We start from the raw sequence: 14,564 nt of genomic DNA, 5'->3' as shown, positions 1-14,564 counted from the left end.
AGCTGTGTCTTCCGCGGGCCACGCGCACGATGCGGCATCTGTGCCGGGCTCTGCGACGGCAGCGCCAACGGCGGCAACGGCACCGACGGGGCGGCGGGCCGGGACGGCACCAAGGGCGGCAACGGCGGGATCTGCGTCGGCGTCTGCTCGGGCAGCGTGGGCGGCGGCGCCGGCGGCAACGGCGGCGCCGCGACGGGCACGGGCGGCGGCGGCAACGGCGGGCGCGGCGGCAACGGCGGGACCTGCCTCGGCACCGGGTGCGAGACCAGCGGTCAAGGCGGCCGCGGCGGCAACGGCGGCCGCGGCTGACTCACCCGGCGGCCGCGGGAAGCGATCTCACCCGGCGGCCGCGGGGAGCGACTGCTCCGCCCACACCGTCTTGCCGACCCGGTCGTGCCGGGTGCCCCAGCGCTCGGCGAGCTGGGCGATCAGCAGCAGACCCCGGCCGCCCTCGTCGAAGATGCGGGCGCGGCGCATGTGCGGAGTGGTGCCGCTCGCGTCGTACACCTCGCAGATCAGGGTCGCGTCCTGGTGGATCAGCCGGAGCTGGATGGGCGGGCGGCCGTAGCGGATGGCGTTGGTGACCAGCTCGCTGACCATCAGCTCCGTGGTGAAGGCGACCTTGTCCAGGCCCCAGGTGGACAGCTGCTCCTCGGTGAGACGGCGGGCGTGGGCGACCGTCGCGGGGTCGTCCGCCAGCTCCCAGGCGGCGACCCGGTCCTCGTGCAGGACGCGGGTGCGGGCGAGGAGCAGGGCGATGTCGTCGTCGGGCCGGTGGCTCAGCAGCGCGGTCAGGACGTGGTCGCAGACCGCCTCCAGCGACCTCGCGGGCCGGCCGAGCGCGGCGAACATCTTGTCCAGGGCCTCGTCGATGTCGTGCTCGCGGGCCTCGAGCAGCCCGTCGGTGTAGAGGGCGAGCAGGCTGCCCTCGGGAAGTTCGCTCTCGACGGCCTCGAACGGCAGCCCGCCGAGCCCGAGCGGCGGCCCGGCGGGCACGTCGAGAAAGCGGACGGCGCCGTCCGGGGTGACCACGGCAGGCGGCGGATGCCCGGCCCGTGCGAGGGTGCACCGGCGCGAGACGGGGTCGTAGACCGCGTACAGACAGGTGGTGCCGATGCCGCCCGCGGTCTCGCCGGCCGGGTCCGCGCTGCCCTCGTCGGCGGCGAGCCGCAGGACCAGGTCGTCGAGGTGGGTCAGCAGCTCGTCGGCCGGCAGATCGACGTCGGCCAGGGTGCGCACCGCGGTGCGCAGCCGGCCCATGGCGGCCGAGGCGCGGATGCCGTGCCCGACGACGTCGCCCACGACGAGCGCCACCCGGGCCCCGGACAGCGGGATCACGTCGAACCAGTCGCCGCCCACCCCGGCCCGGGTGGCGGCGGGCAGATAGCGGCTGGCGACCTCCAGTGCCGCCTGGTCGGGCAGGGTGTGCGGGAGCAGGCTGCGCTGCAGGGCCATCGTGGAGGTGCGGGCCCGGGAGTGGTCGCGGGCCTGCCGGATGCCGGCCGCGGCCCTGGCCGAGAACTCCTCGGCCTGCCGCAGCCCGTCGGGGCCGAACGGCTCCCGGTCGCGGCGCCGGCCGAACAGGGCCACGCCGAGCACGCCCCCCTCGGCGAGCAGCGGCACCGCCAGCAGCGAGCGCGTCCCGGTCGCCCGCAGCCAGACCGCGCCCGGGTCCACCGCCGCCCACTCGGCGACGCCCGGGTCCGTGGTGTCGTACAGCAGCGGCCGGCCGGCCGCCAGGCACTGCGCGGGCGGGGAGTCCGGCGGGCACACGACGGTCTCGCCCACGTCGGCGCCTGGCCCGCGCCGCTCCTCGTCCGGTACGCCGCGCAGGGCGGCGCGGCGCAGCACGACCGGGCCCGGCGGCGGGCCGGAGTCCTCGGCCCCCTCGGGCGGGGTGTCGAGCAGGTCGACCGCCATGACGTCGGCGAGCCGGGGGACGGTGACCTCGCCCAGTTCCTGCGCGGCCCGCGCCCGGTCCGCCGCCGTACCGGTGCCCACGCCGCTCCCGGCCGGCGCGGCCGCGGAGCCCCGGGCGCCCGCCGAGTCCCCGGTGACCGCGGAGTCCGGGGCGACTGGGGAGTCCGGGGCGAGTGGGGGCCGGGTGGACATGCAGACGGCCCGCACCGTGCCGCCCGCGTCCTTCAGCGGGGTGAGCACGATGCCGCGGTCCAGCTCCGGGCCGAGCCGGACCCGGGTCTCCTGCGCCCGGCCCGACTCCAGCGCGCGCCGCATCGACCGGTCGGCCTCCTCGCTCCCGGCGCCGGGCACGATGTGCGGCAGGCCGAGCCCGCGCATCGCGGCCTCGGGCAGGGTGAGGGCGCACTCCATCCGGTGGTTGGCCCGCACCAGGCGCAGCTCGGCGTCGAAGATGGCGAGCGGGAACGGGGACTGCAGGAACGTCCACTCCTCCAGTGGCTCGCCCCGCGGCGGCCGCGTCCGGGCCGGTACGGCGCTCACCACGAGCCAGTCGGTGACCCCGGTGTCCGAGGTCCGGCGGTGCGCGAGCACGCCCAGTTCCAGGAGCCGGCCGTCGCGGTGGCGCAGCGGGACGGTGCCGTTCCAGCGCCGCCGCCCGGCCAGCACCCGGCGGGCCGATCCGCCGTCGGCGGCGAGCAGGGCGGTGGCGGGGCGGCCGACGACCGCGGGGGAGTCGTAGCCGAGCAGCTGCCGTGCGCCGTCGCTCCAGCCCGTGAGGATGCCGTGCTCGTCGATGGTGGCCGTGGCCGTGTACGTCGACTGCCGCTCCTGTCGCTCCATCGCCGCTCATCTCGCCCCTGCTCGGCAGGCTCTCCCTGACCAGCATCGTCCGGGGCGGCCTGGAGCACCAACGCAGTGACCCCCGCCGGCCGGCGGGGGTCACCGAGGCCCTGACAGGAGCGTCAGCCGTTGGCCAGCGCCTGCACCCGGTCCAGGGCGCCGTTGAACTTGTCGTGGTCGCCGACGGTCGGGCCGGAGGAGGTGTACTGCCACATCGTGTAGTACGACCAGCCGGCCGGCAGCGTCCCCGGGTCCGAGGCGTACCGGGCGATCCACAGCGGGTTGTTCGCCGCGAAGCCGCCGTAGTTGCCGGTGCAGTCGCTCCACCAGCTGGTCGCCGTGTAGATCACGGCGTCCCGGCCGGTGCGTGACTTGTAGGTGCCCAGGAAGTCGGCGATCCAGCTGACCATCGCGCTCGCCGACTTGCCGTAGCACTCGGCGCCGTACGGGTTCCACTCGATGTCGAGGGCGCCGGGCAGGGTCTTGCCGTCCTTGGACCAGCCGCCGCCGTGGTCGACGAAGTAGTTGGCCTGGGCGGCGCCGCTGGTGGTGTCCGGGGTCGCGAAGTGGTAGGCGCCGCGGATCATGCCCACGTTGTACGAGCCGTTGTACTGCTGGGCGAAGTACGGGTTCGTGTAGTACGTGCCTTCCGTGGCCTTGGTGTACGCCCACCTGACCCCGCTGTTCCACAGGGTCGGCCAGTCGACGTTGCCCTGGTAGCCGGCGACGTCCACGCCCTCGGTCTGGGTGACGGCACCGGGGGCGGGGGTGCCGTGCCGTCCGTCGTGGGCGAGGACGCCCATGCCCATGTGGGCGGAGCCGCGGCGGGGAGTTGCCGCGGCCTGGGCGGAGGTGAGGGGAAGGCTGAGGGAGAGCGCCGCGAGCACGGCCGTGACGAGGACGGCGACGGGGCGCGGGCGCGGCGGGCGCGGGATGCGGGAGGTGCGGGAGGTGCGGTCGGAGCCGGGTCTGTGCACGGGCATGACGTGCCTCCGGGAAATGAGGTGGGGGGAGCGAGAATGTGGGGGGTCCGTCCCACTGGCGTGGGCATGCCATTCATTGCCTGCTAAGGAAGCTACGCACGTAGATGACGGGGTGGGAAGGGGGTCCGGACGCCGCCGTTGGTCTACGCCTGCGAAATACTGACGGAGCTGCGGCAATGACGACTTTTGGCAGAAACTTTCAGGAACGCGAAACCGGGCAGGGGTGCTGACGTGCACGACGACGGAAACGACGGCGCACATCGCGCCGCCGGGCAGATGACGCCCAGTGGTGCAGACCAGGAATTCCTGGCTCTGGAACGGGAGTTGACCGTGCTGCTCCGGCGCGCCCGGGCGAACCAGGGCGAGATGGCCCGCGAGGTCCATCCCGACCTGGAGTCCTCCGCGTACGGGCTGCTCATCCGGCTCGACGAGTGCGGCGGTCGGCGGGCCACGGAACTCGCCGCCTACATCGGTGTCGGCAAGGCCACCATGTCCCGCCAGCTGCGCGCCCTGGAGGAGCTGGGCCTGATCGCCCGCGAACCCGACCCCGCCGACGGCCGCGCCTGGCTCGTCACGCTCACCGACGAGGGGCGCAGCCGGGTCGGCAAGGTCCGCGAGGCCCGCCGCGCCCGCTACGTCAGCCAGCTGGCCCACTGGGACCGCCGGGAGGTCGCGGAACTGGCCAGGCTGCTGCACCAGTTGAACGACGTCATGGAGAAGTAGACCCGACGGTGGCGCACGGGGAGCCGGTCACAGCTCCACGTACACCACCGTCGCGTCGTCGTGCGTCTTGCTGCGGCGCAGGAACGCCCGTTCCTCCCGGTCCGCGGTCTCCAGCTCCCGCACCCGGTCCACCAGCGCCCGGGCGCCCTCCTTCTCGACCATGCCGAACAGGGCCGTCCAGTCGCCCTCGTGGAACTTCTCCGTCCAGCGGGTCGCCCCGTCCGTCAGCGCGGCCAGGGCCCGCACCGCACCGCGCGGCGCGGTGCCGCTCACCGCGCGGGCCGCCACCGAGGGGTCGGCGGCGGCCGTGAAGAAGCCGCCCTCCTTGTTGCGCAGGTCCGCGTCCACCAGGGCGTCGGTGGCGAGCGCGGAGCGCGGCAGCCGGGCCAGACGGTCGTCCAGGACCGGGGTGACCGTGCCGTCCGGAGCCGTCAGCAGCAGCGCGGCGTCGGACAGCACCAGGTACTCGACCGCGTCGGCGGACCAGCGGGCCAGGGCGACGGTCGCCTGGGGGGTTCGCGGGTGAGAAAGCTCACAGGTTTGTACATGGGCCTCGGCGGTCCGGGCGATCGCCCGCGAGAGGATCTCGGGAAGCGTCAGATCTCGCCCGGAAACGGTCAGTTCGGTCAGTGCGCCGCCGAGCCGCGCAGTGAACCAGGGAACGGAATGCAGACACCCCGTCCCGCCCTTCGGAGGTGTCACCCCGTCCAGGACGATCACGCAACCGCCCTGTCCGGAAGCGGGTAGTCCGACACCGGCGAAGTCCTCGTTGGGGCGGTTCGCCTCGCCGGGTTCCGAAACGAGATCAGTTCGCATCCGGCCAGTCTGCACGAGGCCTTCACAGGATTCGCCAAAGGCTGGCAACTATCCTCGAATTGATACGACCCCGCAGGTCAGGCGCCTGCTTTGCGGCAGAATGAGCCATTCCGGGAAGGCGTGGGTGGCGAATACTGCCAAAGCCTGTCCCGTGCGTCCAACCGGCACGCCCCGCGGGGGCAGTGCACGCGCCATGGGAACTTGCCCGCCAACTCCCCTCCGATGTTCACTCCTTCGGGTGGCGGGTCAGGTGATGCGCGACCACCGCCCACCGGCACTGGGAGGGTCGGGAACCGTACGAACCGGGTGTACGCACCACGTGGCACCGAGCTGATGGGGCGCCACCCGGGCCCCTGGGTAGACGAGTTCAGGAATGCGAGCACCGGTGCAGAAAAAGCGGCCTCGGCGCACAGGCAGGCAGACGGACCCCACGGGGACCGCCCAGCAGACCCCCGTCGGCACAGGCCGCCCCACTCATGTGCGCAGTCGGCTCATCGTCGCCGTCGCCGTGGTGGCCGCCGCGATCGCGGGCGCCGGGACGCCTTCCCTGCTCAGCGCCTCCCAGCAGGTCAGCGACTCACAGGACCTGGTGACGCTGGCCACCCGCACCGAGGACGCGCTCGCCCTCGCGAACTCCCTCGCCGACGAGCGCGACGAGGTCACCTCCTACATCGCGGCCGGGCGCCCCAAGTCGAAGGCCCCCTCCGAGGACCGCAGCGCCCGCGTCGACCGTGAGGTCGAGGACCTGCGCGCCGAGTCCGGCACCCCGGCGAGCCTGCGCGGTGCCCTCGACGGCATCGACGCCGTCCGCCATGACGCGCTCACCGGCAAGACCACGGCCCTCCAGGCCCACCAGGCCTACTCGGCGACGATCACCGCACTGCACCGGCTCACCGAGCAGCTGGCCGAGCAGTCGCCCGCACGGGCCGGCTCCGGTGCCCACGCGCTCGCCGAACTGGACACCGCCGTGCAGCAGTCCGCCGCCGCCCGCGGTCTGCTGCTGGCCGCGCTGAACGTGCCCTCCGTCACCCGTACGGTGATCAATCCGGTCACCGGCCTGCCCCTCACGACCTCCACCGCCTCGGCGGCCGACATCAAGCAGCGTGACGCCCTGTCCGCCGCCGCCCAGCAGGCCCGGCTGCGCGCCGACGCGGCCCTCGCCGAGTTCCGCGAGACCGCCCCCCAGGACGTCGTCGAGTCCTACGACACGACGGTCACGGGCCCGGACGTCAACTCGGCGGAGCAGTACCTGGCCACGCTCACCGCCCAGCCCGGCCTCACCGGCCGCGAGACGGCCACCAGCACCAAGAAGCTGGACGCGGCCCTGTCCGCCCGGGTCGACCTGATGCGCGGCGCGGAATCGGCCCTCTACGACCACCGGGCCAAGAAGCTCGCCGCACTCCGGGACGACGACGTCACCGCCCTGGAGATCCGTGTCGCCGTGCTCGGCGCCCTGATGCTGGTCGCCGTGGGCATCGCGACGGCCATGGCCCGGACGCTGACCCGCCCCCTGTCCGTGCTGCGCCGCGGCTCGGCGCGCCTCGCGGAGCCCGGGGAACCGGCCACCCGGGAACCGATCGCCTTCACCGGCCGCAACGACGAGTTCGCCCAGGTCGTCCGCTCGGTCAACGCCCTGCACGCGCACGCGGCGGCCCTGTACGAGCGCGTGGCCACGCTGGAGACCGACCGCAAGCACCTGGTCGGCCAGCGCCAGAAGATGGCCGACGCCCGCGAGCAGCTGCGCGCCGAACTCGCCGAGTCCGCCGACCAGTTGGCACGGCTGCGCACCAGCATCGGCGGCACGTTCGTCAACCTCGCGCTGCGCACCCTCGGCCTGGTCGAGCGCCAGCTCGCCGTCATCGAGGGCCTGGAGGACCGCGAACAGGACCCCGAGCGTCTCGCCACGCTCTTCAAGCTGGACCACTTCGCCACGGTCATGCGCCGGCACAGCGAGAACCTCCTGGTCCTCGCCGGCACCGAGCACGTCCAGCAGCACCACGGCCCGGTCCCGCTGGTCGACGTCGTCCGGGCGGCGGTCAGCGAGATCGAGCGCTACGAACGCGTCCGTATCGCGGCGCTGCCCCCGCACGCCCACCTCGCGGGCTTCGCGGCCGACGACCTCTCCCACCTGCTCGCCGAACTCATGGAGAACGCCACGTCGTTCTCCCCGCCGGACCTCCCGGTCGAGGTCTCCGGCTGGCTGCTGGAGAGCGGCGAAGTGATGCTCTCGGTCCAGGACGAGGGCATGGGCATGGCGGCCGACCGCCTCGGGCACCTCAACGCCCGCCTGGCCGACTTCGACCCCGAGTCGCACTACGACCACGAGGGCGACGCCGGCCTCGGCCTCGGCCTCTACGTCGTCGCGCGCCTCGCCCACCGCCACGGCGTGCGCGTGCAGCTGCGTGAGCAGAAGCAGGGCGGCATCGCGGCGGTCGTGGTCCTGCCCGCCAGCCTCCTCACCGAGGCCCCGCCGGCCGCCCTGCCCCCGCAGACCACGTCCATGAGCGGCACTGGCACCTTCTCCCTCCCCGGCGCCGACGCCGAGGTCAACTCCAACGTCCTGCACGGCCGTACGAAGGCCGCCGACCCGCTGGTCGCCCTGGCGGAGGAGGCGGTACGGGCCAAGGAGGGCGGCGGCGGGAGCGAGGAGCCCGCCGTCCACGAGCAGACCGCCCCGGCCGCCACCCAGCACACGGAGACCCGCCCGAAGGCCCCGGCGGAGACCTACGCCGAGACGACGATGGAGCTGCTGCTCCCGGACCTGGCCCAGGACCCGGCCGCTGCCGGACCGGCCACACCGGCGGACCGGGCAGCGCCCATGGACCAGGCAGCGCCCGCGGACCAGGCGGCGCCCACGGACCCGGCGGCCGCCGGTGCCGGACGCGCCGCGGACGCAGGGCACGCCGCCGAGGGGAACGAATCCGCCGGAGCCGGCACGGAGGCCGGCACGGAGGCCCACGCCGAGGCCCTCGCCGAGGCCGAGGCGGAGGAGCGGGTCACCAGCAAGGGCCTGCCCAAGCGCACACCCAAGATCACCGCCCCCGCCCAGGCCCCGCGCCGGCGGACCGGCACCGTCGACGCCGAGGCCCTCCGCAGGAGGCTCGGCGGGTTCCGCAGCGGCGCCCAGGCCGGCTACCGCGACGTAGAGGCGGAGATCCAGGAACAGACCGCCGGCCACCAGCGGCCGGCCCGCTACGCACACGCCGAAGAATCCACGGGGGGCACAGCCGAGGAGGCAAGCAGTTGACCGCGCCCAGTACCTACGGCCTGAGCAGTGAAGCCCGCAATCTGCACTGGCTGCTGACCAACCTGGTGGAAGAAGTACCCGGCATCCAGTCGGTCGCCGTGGTCTCCTCGGACGGCCTGCTGCTGCTCTCGTCCGACCCGGGCCACACCCGGCGCTCCCGGCAGCACCGGCCGGCGAAAGGGCCCCGCGGCTCCTCCGCCGACCTCGCCACCATCGTCTCCGGCATCGGCAGCCTCACCGTCGGCGCCGCCCGGCTGATGGCCTTCGGCGGGGTCAAGCACACGATGGTCGCGATGGAGGAGGGCAGCCTGTTCGTGATGTCCATCAGTGACGGCTCGCTGCTCGGGGTGCACGGCAGCGCCGAGTGCGACATGAGCGTGGTGGCGTACCACATGGCCCTGTTCGTCGGCCGCGCCGGCCATGTGCTGACCCCCGAACTCCGCACCGAGCTGCGGAAGTCCCTGGAAGCCGAGTCGACGGGGAGCACCCGATGAGCGGCACGCCCAGGAAACTCCCCGTGCGCGGCGGCGACCGCAAGCCCGCCCGCGTCCGCCCCTACTCGCTCACCGGCGGCCGTACCCGCTTCGGCCACGTCCTCCTCGTGGAGACGTTCGTGGCGGCGCTCGAAGCCCCCGAGGAGCGCAAGGAACTGACGGCCGGCTCCCTCACCGGTGCACAGGGCCGTGTCATGCCGGAGATGCGGGCCATAGTCGAACTGTGCCGCCGTATGCGCACGGTGGCCGAGATCGCCGCGCTGCTGAAGATGCCGCTCGGCGTGGTCCGCGTGCTCCTCAGCGACCTGGCGGACCAGGGAAAGATCCGTGTGTACGGCACCGGAACCGGTCATGGCACCGGCCGCCCGGACCGCGCTCTGCTGGAAAGGGTGCTCGGTGGACTCCGTCGTCTCTGACGCCGCCGCCTCCGCGGTCGCAGGCGTTCCCCTCATGGCCGGGTTCTCCGAGCCCGACGAGGACCTGAAGTCCTGGCAGACGGACCGTGCCCGGGCCCCCATAGCCACGAAGATCGTGGTGGCCGGGGGCTTCGGCGTCGGCAAGACCACGCTGGTCACCTCCGTCTCGGAGATCACGCCCCTGCAGACGGAGGCGCTGATGACCGAGGCGAGCGAGGGGACCGACGACCTGACCGCCACGCCGGGCAAGCTCACCACCACCGTCGCCATGGACTTCGGCCGCATCACGCTCGACGACGACCTGGTGCTCTACCTGTTCGGCACGCCGGGCCAGCAGCGGTTCTGGTTCATGTGGGACGACCTGGTGCGTGGCGCGATCGGCGCGGTCGTCATGGCGGACACCCGCCGGCTGAAGGACTGCTTCCCGGCGCTGGACTACTTCGAGAGCTGCGGGCTGCCCTACGTCGTCGCCGTCAACCACTTCGACGGCAGCGAGGTGTTCGAGCCGGAGGACGTACGGGAGGCGCTGACGATCCCCGCACGCATCCCTGTCATGATCATGGATGCGCGGCGTCGAATTTCGGCCATCGAGACACTCCTGGCCCTGGTCGGCCACGCGCTGGACGAAACCCCCGAGTAGTCCCTGTTAGGAGCCACCACCCGCATGCGGAAGATACTCGTCGTCGGAGCCGGCCAGTCCGGCCTCCAGCTCGCCCTCGGCCTCCAGTCGCACGGCTACGAGGTCACCTTGATGTCGAACCGGACCGCGGACGAGATCCGCACCGGCCGGGTCATGTCGACACAGTGCATGTTCGACACGGCACTGCAGCACGAGCGCGATCTCCAGCTGAACTTCTGGGAGTCCCAGGCCCCGAAGATCGAGGGGCTCGGCGTCTCGGTCGCGGCCCCCGGCTCGCACGACCCGGGCCCCACCCAGCGGGCGATCGACTGGGTGGGCAGGCTCGACGGGTACGCGCAGTCGGTCGACCAGCGGGTGAAGATGGCCGGCTGGATGGAGACCTTCGCGCAGCGCGGCGGCCAGCTGGTCATCCACGGCGCGGCGGTCGGCGACCTCGACTACTTCTCCCGCGCCTACGACCTCGTCATGGTCTCGGCCGGCAAGGGCGAACTGGTCCAGATGTTCGGCCGCGACGCCTCGCGCTCTCCGTACAGCGAGCCGCAGCGCGCCCTCGCGGTGGCGTACGTCCACGGGCTCGGTCCGCGCCCGGAGCACCCGGAGTTCGACGCGGTGCGCTGCAACCTGGTGCCGGGCGTCGGCGAGCTGTTCGTCATGCCGACGCTCACCACCTCCGGCCGCGCCGACATCCTGTTCTGGGAGGGCATACCCGGCGGCCCGCTCGACGTCTTCAACGGCGTCAAGGACCCGGCGGAGCACCTCTCCCTGACCCTGGAACTCATGGAGAAGTTCACGCCCTGGGAGTACGCGCGGGCGACCAAGGTCGAACTGACCGACGCCGGCGGCACGTTGGCGGGCCGTTACGCGCCCACGGTCCGCAACCCGATCGGCCGTCTCCCCGGCGGCGGCCTGGTCCTCGGCGTCGCGGACGTCGTCGTCGCCAACGACCCGATCACCGGCCAGGGCTCCAACTCGGCGTCCAAGTGCGCCGCCGCCTACCTCGCCTCGATCCTCGAACACGGGGACAAGGAGTTCGACGAGGCCTGGATGCAGGCGACGTTCGACCGCTACTGGAACACCGCGCAGCACGTCACCAAGTGGACGAACGCGATGCTCGCCCCGCCGCCGGAGCACATCCTGAACCTCATCGGCGCGGCCGGCCAGCTGCAGCCGGTGGCGGACCGCTTCGCCAACGCGTTCAACGACCCGGCCGACTTCGAGAACTTCTTCTACGACCCCGAGAAGACGGGCGCCTACCTGGCCTCGGTCGCCGGGGCCTGATCCGGCCGTACGGCACCGAGCACCGGATAGGACGCCAGGGGCGAGACCTTGACGTCCTCTCCCGGTCTCGGTGCCTGGACGACCCTGCCGTCCCCGACGTACATCGCCACGTGGGTCGCGTCGGGGAAGTAGACCACCAGGTCGCCGGGCCGCAGTTCGTTCAGCGGGACCTTCCTCAGCCGCCGCCACTGCTCCTGGCTGGTGCGCGGAATGGGTGTGCCCGCGTGCTCCCAGGCCTCGGAGGTCAGGCCCGAGCAGTCGTAGGAGCCGGGGCCCTGCGCGCCCCACGCGTACGGCTTGCCCAGCTGCTCCATGGCGTAGCGGACCGCGCGGTCGCCGGCGGGGGAGGCGGGGCGGGCCGTGGGCAGGGCGCCCGCGGTGGTGAGCCGCTGCTGGGCCGCCGTGACGGCCTGCCGCTCCAGCGCGGCGATCGTGGCCAGCTGGTCCGGGGTGAGGCCGGCCAGCAGCCGGTCCACGTCGGCGAGCCTCGTCAGGACCTCGTCGCGCTGCTTCTGCTGCCGGCCGGCGAGGGTGAGCTGGGTGTCCAGGGCCGCGCGGGCGGCCCGGGCCAGGGCGTCCCTGCGCTGCTCCGCGGCGGTCAGCCGGTGCACCGTCCGGGCCCGCTCGCGCGCCAGCTCGCCGATGACGTGGCCCTCGTCCAGCGCGTGCTGCGGGTCCGGGGCGAGCAGGACACGGACGTAGGTGCCGAGGCCGGAGCTGGTCCGGTACTGCTCGCGGGCCAGCCGGCCGGCGTCGGCCCGGCTGCCCTGGAGGGCGACGCGGGAGCGGGCCAGTTCGGCCTCCAGCCGGGTGACCTCGGCGCGCTGCCGCTCCAGCTTCTCCGCGGTGGCGTTGTAGGTCTCGGTGGCCGCTTCGGCCTGCCGGTACAGCTGCTGAAGGCCGGTCAGCAGCTGGGAGACGGTGTGCCGGGGGGCCGGCTCGGCCGCGGCGGGCACGGGCGCGAGGACGGCCTGGGCCGCCACCGCTGCCGTACAGGCCAGGCGCAGAAGCGTTCCTGACACGACATCACCTCGGGTGCGGGGAGGGCGGGCGGTTCGCCTCCTATCGCACCGCGATAATCGGATGTATCCGTGCGGGGCGCGCGCCGGGCGTGCGCGGTTCGGCCCAAGCCTGTCACCCGTCCGTGTCGCCGGGCTTGCCGGGCTCGCCGCGGCGTGGGACGGCCCGCTTCGACCAGGGCCACCTGAACTGCGCGCCGGAGGTGTCGTCCGGGTCGTAGGTGTACTTCCAGCCCTGGATCAGGCCGAGGCGCTTGCTGTGTTCGTGCGGGACCCGGCGGTAGACGAGCACGGTGGGCGGGCCGCCGTCCGGGTCCGGGACGGGGATGCGGTACGTCTTCGGGGGGTGCCCGGTGGGGCCGACCAGCACGGGCAGTACGCGCCCGTCCATGGGGCCGCCCTCGAAGGGGGTGTCCTGGCTCTTCACGGGTTCAGTCTCGGCCATCCCCGGCGAGCGTGCCGACGAGGGCGGCCGTCTGCGGATCGCGGGCGGCGGTGACCGTGAGGACGGCCACGAACTGCTCCACCAGCCAGTCGCGCAGCTCCTCGACCGGGGGCTGCTTGTCCTCGTCCAGCCAGATCAGGGAGGCCGCCTCGACGGCCGTGATCCACGTCCGGACCGTCATCCGCAGCCGGGGGCCGGGGCCCGTGACACCGAGATGGCGGTAGATGTGCTCGGCGGCGGCCCGGCGCACCCCGTCCACGGTGGCGGTGGTGCGGGAGGTCTCCACCACGCTGCCGCCCTGGAGCAGCGCGCTGAAGCCCGTGTCGTGCTCGTCGACGAAGGCCAGATAGCGGTCCAGGGCGCGGGAGAGCCGGCGCAGCAGCGGGCCCTCGAGGGGCTCGTCGAAGCACTGCTGCAGCTCTTCGGCGGCCGACCGCAGCGCGGCCTCGTACAGCTGCTGCTTGCCGCCCGGGAAGTACCGGTACACCAGGGGGCGCGAGACTCCGGCCTCCTCTGCCACGTCGTCCAGCGACACGTCCTCGGGCGCGCGGTGGGCGAAGAGGTTCAGGGCGGCGCCGAGGAGCTGGCTTCTTCGCTCCTCGACGCTGAGCCGACGGTAGGCGGGGGTGGCGGACGGGGTCATGGCCGTCAGCCTAATCGCCGGGGGTGCGCGGCGTCGGCGGCCGCGGGTGGCCGTGGGTCGCTCGCGCGGTTCCCCGCGCCCCTCCGCGCGCGGGGGCGCAGCCCTCAGGCCAGAAGGCCCGAGGACCTCCACAGGCGTCGGCCGGCACCCCGGAGCACCCCGATGTCGTCCAGGAAGTCCGTCAGCCGCTTCGCTCCCGTCTGCATGACCTCCCGCCGGTGGCCGCTCGCCTTCACCTGGGCCATCGCCTCCCTCTTGTCGAGGCCGACGTTCGTGTAGACCTCGGGGTTGACGAAGGCGACCGAGAAGACGCGGGCGAACTCGCCCGACGTGACCCGGGTGAACTCCTGGGACCACTTCGGCGCCGTCATCATCTGGCGCCGCAGCTCCTCACGGGCGTACCGGACGTGGCGCGCCTCCTCGACCACGTGGATGCGCGTGACCCCGCGGATCAGCGGCTGGATCCGCTCGTCCGGGAACGTCAGCCGCTGCATCCAGTCCAGCACCTCCTCGCCGAGCAGGGTCGCCGTGAAGGAACCGGGGGTCGTCGAGATGGTCTTGAAGACACGGCCGAGGTTCCGGTGGGCCCTGCTGACCGGGTACCAGGGCGTGCCGCCGTGCGAGATCAGGCGGGCGAACATCTTCGAGTGCCGGCACTCGTCCTCGATCTCGGTGAGCGCGTAGCGCACGTGCGCGCTCGTCGCCGCCTTGTCGTAGATGTGCCGGACCAGCAGCTGCATCAGGATGATCTCGAACCAGATGCCGAGCGAGGCCAGCGCCGCCGCCTCGTGCTGGGAGAGCAGGATCCGCTGTTCCTCGCTCATCCGCTTCCACATCGGCGTGCCGTACAGCGACACCAGCTCCGGCGGCCAGAACCACTTGCCCTCCTCGAAGGGCGCGTCCCAGTCCAGCTCCGTGTCCGGGTCGAAGGAGTGCTTGGCGGAGGAGACGAGGAGCCGTTCGGCCACCTGTTCGCGGTCCTTGAGCAGGCCGAGCGCGTCGCGCAGTCCCTCCAGCGCGTCCGCTTCCGTCAGGGTCGTCATGGCTCCCTCACCTCGTTACCGGGGGGTACGTCGTCGTGCCTCTTATGAGACTGCCTG

General features: G+C 73.1%; 13 protein-coding genes. 6 read left to right on the top strand and 7 right to left on the bottom strand.

Going from position 1 to position 14,564, the window contains the following annotated elements:
* Positions 1-336: 336 nt before the first annotated feature.
* Together A6P39_RS15770 and A6P39_RS15765 are read right to left on the bottom strand one after the other, a co-directional pair.
* Positions 337-2,760, bottom strand: coding sequence for an ATP-binding SpoIIE family protein phosphatase (locus tag A6P39_RS15770; protein ID WP_067055677.1), 2,424 nt, complete (start codon positions 2,758-2,760; stop codon positions 337-339).
* Positions 2,761-2,882: 122 nt separating this feature from the next.
* Positions 2,883-3,743, bottom strand: coding sequence for a lysozyme (locus tag A6P39_RS15765; RefSeq protein WP_067055679.1), 861 nt, complete (start codon positions 3,741-3,743; stop codon positions 2,883-2,885).
* A gap of 231 nt (positions 3,744-3,974) precedes the next feature.
* Here A6P39_RS15765 and A6P39_RS15760 point away from each other — a divergent pair, with 231 nt between their 5' ends.
* Positions 3,975-4,466 (top strand): MarR family transcriptional regulator, encoded by a 492-nt coding sequence (locus tag A6P39_RS15760; protein WP_067055681.1) that lies wholly within the window; start codon positions 3,975-3,977, stop codon positions 4,464-4,466.
* Between the two features lie 27 nt (positions 4,467-4,493).
* Here A6P39_RS15760 and A6P39_RS15755 read toward each other — a convergent pair whose 3' ends face one another.
* Positions 4,494-5,282, bottom strand: coding sequence for a protein phosphatase 2C domain-containing protein (locus tag A6P39_RS15755; protein ID WP_067055684.1), 789 nt, complete (start codon positions 5,280-5,282; stop codon positions 4,494-4,496).
* A gap of 385 nt (positions 5,283-5,667) precedes the next feature.
* Here A6P39_RS15755 and A6P39_RS15750 point away from each other — a divergent pair, with 385 nt between their 5' ends.
* From A6P39_RS15750 to A6P39_RS15730, 5 genes are read left to right on the top strand one after another with little or no spacing between them, the layout of a single operon-like run.
* Complete coding sequence (locus A6P39_RS15750; protein WP_331454132.1) at positions 5,668-8,529, top strand: sensor histidine kinase; 2,862 nt, start codon at positions 5,668-5,670, stop codon at positions 8,527-8,529.
* Positions 8,526-9,023 (top strand): roadblock/LC7 domain-containing protein, encoded by a 498-nt coding sequence (locus A6P39_RS15745; RefSeq protein ID WP_067055690.1) that lies wholly within the window; start codon positions 8,526-8,528, stop codon positions 9,021-9,023. The genes A6P39_RS15750 and A6P39_RS15745 overlap by 4 nt, the downstream gene beginning before the upstream one ends.
* The gene (locus A6P39_RS15740; RefSeq protein WP_067055692.1) at positions 9,020-9,439 is read left to right on the top strand and encodes a DUF742 domain-containing protein; all 420 of its coding nucleotides are present in this window, start codon (positions 9,020-9,022) and stop codon (positions 9,437-9,439) included. The genes A6P39_RS15745 and A6P39_RS15740 overlap by 4 nt, the downstream gene beginning before the upstream one ends.
* Entirely contained in the window at positions 9,420-10,079 is a 660-nt protein-coding gene (locus A6P39_RS15735; RefSeq protein ID WP_067055695.1) for a GTP-binding protein, read from the top strand. Before A6P39_RS15740 ends, A6P39_RS15735 begins: the two co-directional genes overlap by 20 nt.
* A gap of 24 nt (positions 10,080-10,103) precedes the next feature.
* Positions 10,104-11,357: a styrene monooxygenase/indole monooxygenase family protein gene (locus tag A6P39_RS15730; protein ID WP_067055698.1), complete on the top strand. Its 1,254-nt coding sequence runs from the start codon at positions 10,104-10,106 to the stop codon at positions 11,355-11,357.
* On the opposite strand, the gene A6P39_RS15725 is transcribed toward A6P39_RS15730, so the two are convergent.
* The 4 genes from A6P39_RS15725 to A6P39_RS15710 form a co-directional block, all read right to left on the bottom strand.
* Positions 11,330-12,379 carry a C40 family peptidase gene (locus tag A6P39_RS15725; RefSeq protein WP_067055701.1) on the bottom strand — a complete coding sequence of 350 codons (1,050 nt, stop codon included), beginning with the start codon at positions 12,377-12,379 and terminating at the stop codon, positions 11,330-11,332. The two genes, A6P39_RS15730 and A6P39_RS15725, sit on opposite strands and share 28 nt — an antisense overlap.
* A gap of 112 nt (positions 12,380-12,491) precedes the next feature.
* A complete protein-coding gene (locus tag A6P39_RS15720; RefSeq protein ID WP_199841029.1) occupies positions 12,492-12,821 on the bottom strand; it encodes a hypothetical protein in 330 nt (109 codons plus the stop codon).
* Positions 12,808-13,464 carry a TetR/AcrR family transcriptional regulator gene (locus tag A6P39_RS15715; RefSeq protein ID WP_067055705.1) on the bottom strand — a complete coding sequence of 219 codons (657 nt, stop codon included), beginning with the start codon at positions 13,462-13,464 and terminating at the stop codon, positions 12,808-12,810. The genes A6P39_RS15720 and A6P39_RS15715 overlap by 14 nt, the downstream gene beginning before the upstream one ends.
* 104 nt (positions 13,465-13,568) lie before the next feature.
* The gene (locus A6P39_RS15710; RefSeq protein ID WP_067055707.1) at positions 13,569-14,507 is read right to left on the bottom strand and encodes an AurF N-oxygenase family protein; all 939 of its coding nucleotides are present in this window, start codon (positions 14,505-14,507) and stop codon (positions 13,569-13,571) included.
* Positions 14,508-14,564: the final 57 nt, after the last annotated feature.

Source organism: Streptomyces sp. FXJ1.172 (assembly GCF_001636945.3).
Classification (GTDB): Bacteria; Actinomycetota; Actinomycetes; order Streptomycetales; family Streptomycetaceae; genus Streptomyces.
This window is presented reverse-complemented; position numbering and strand designations above follow the sequence as displayed.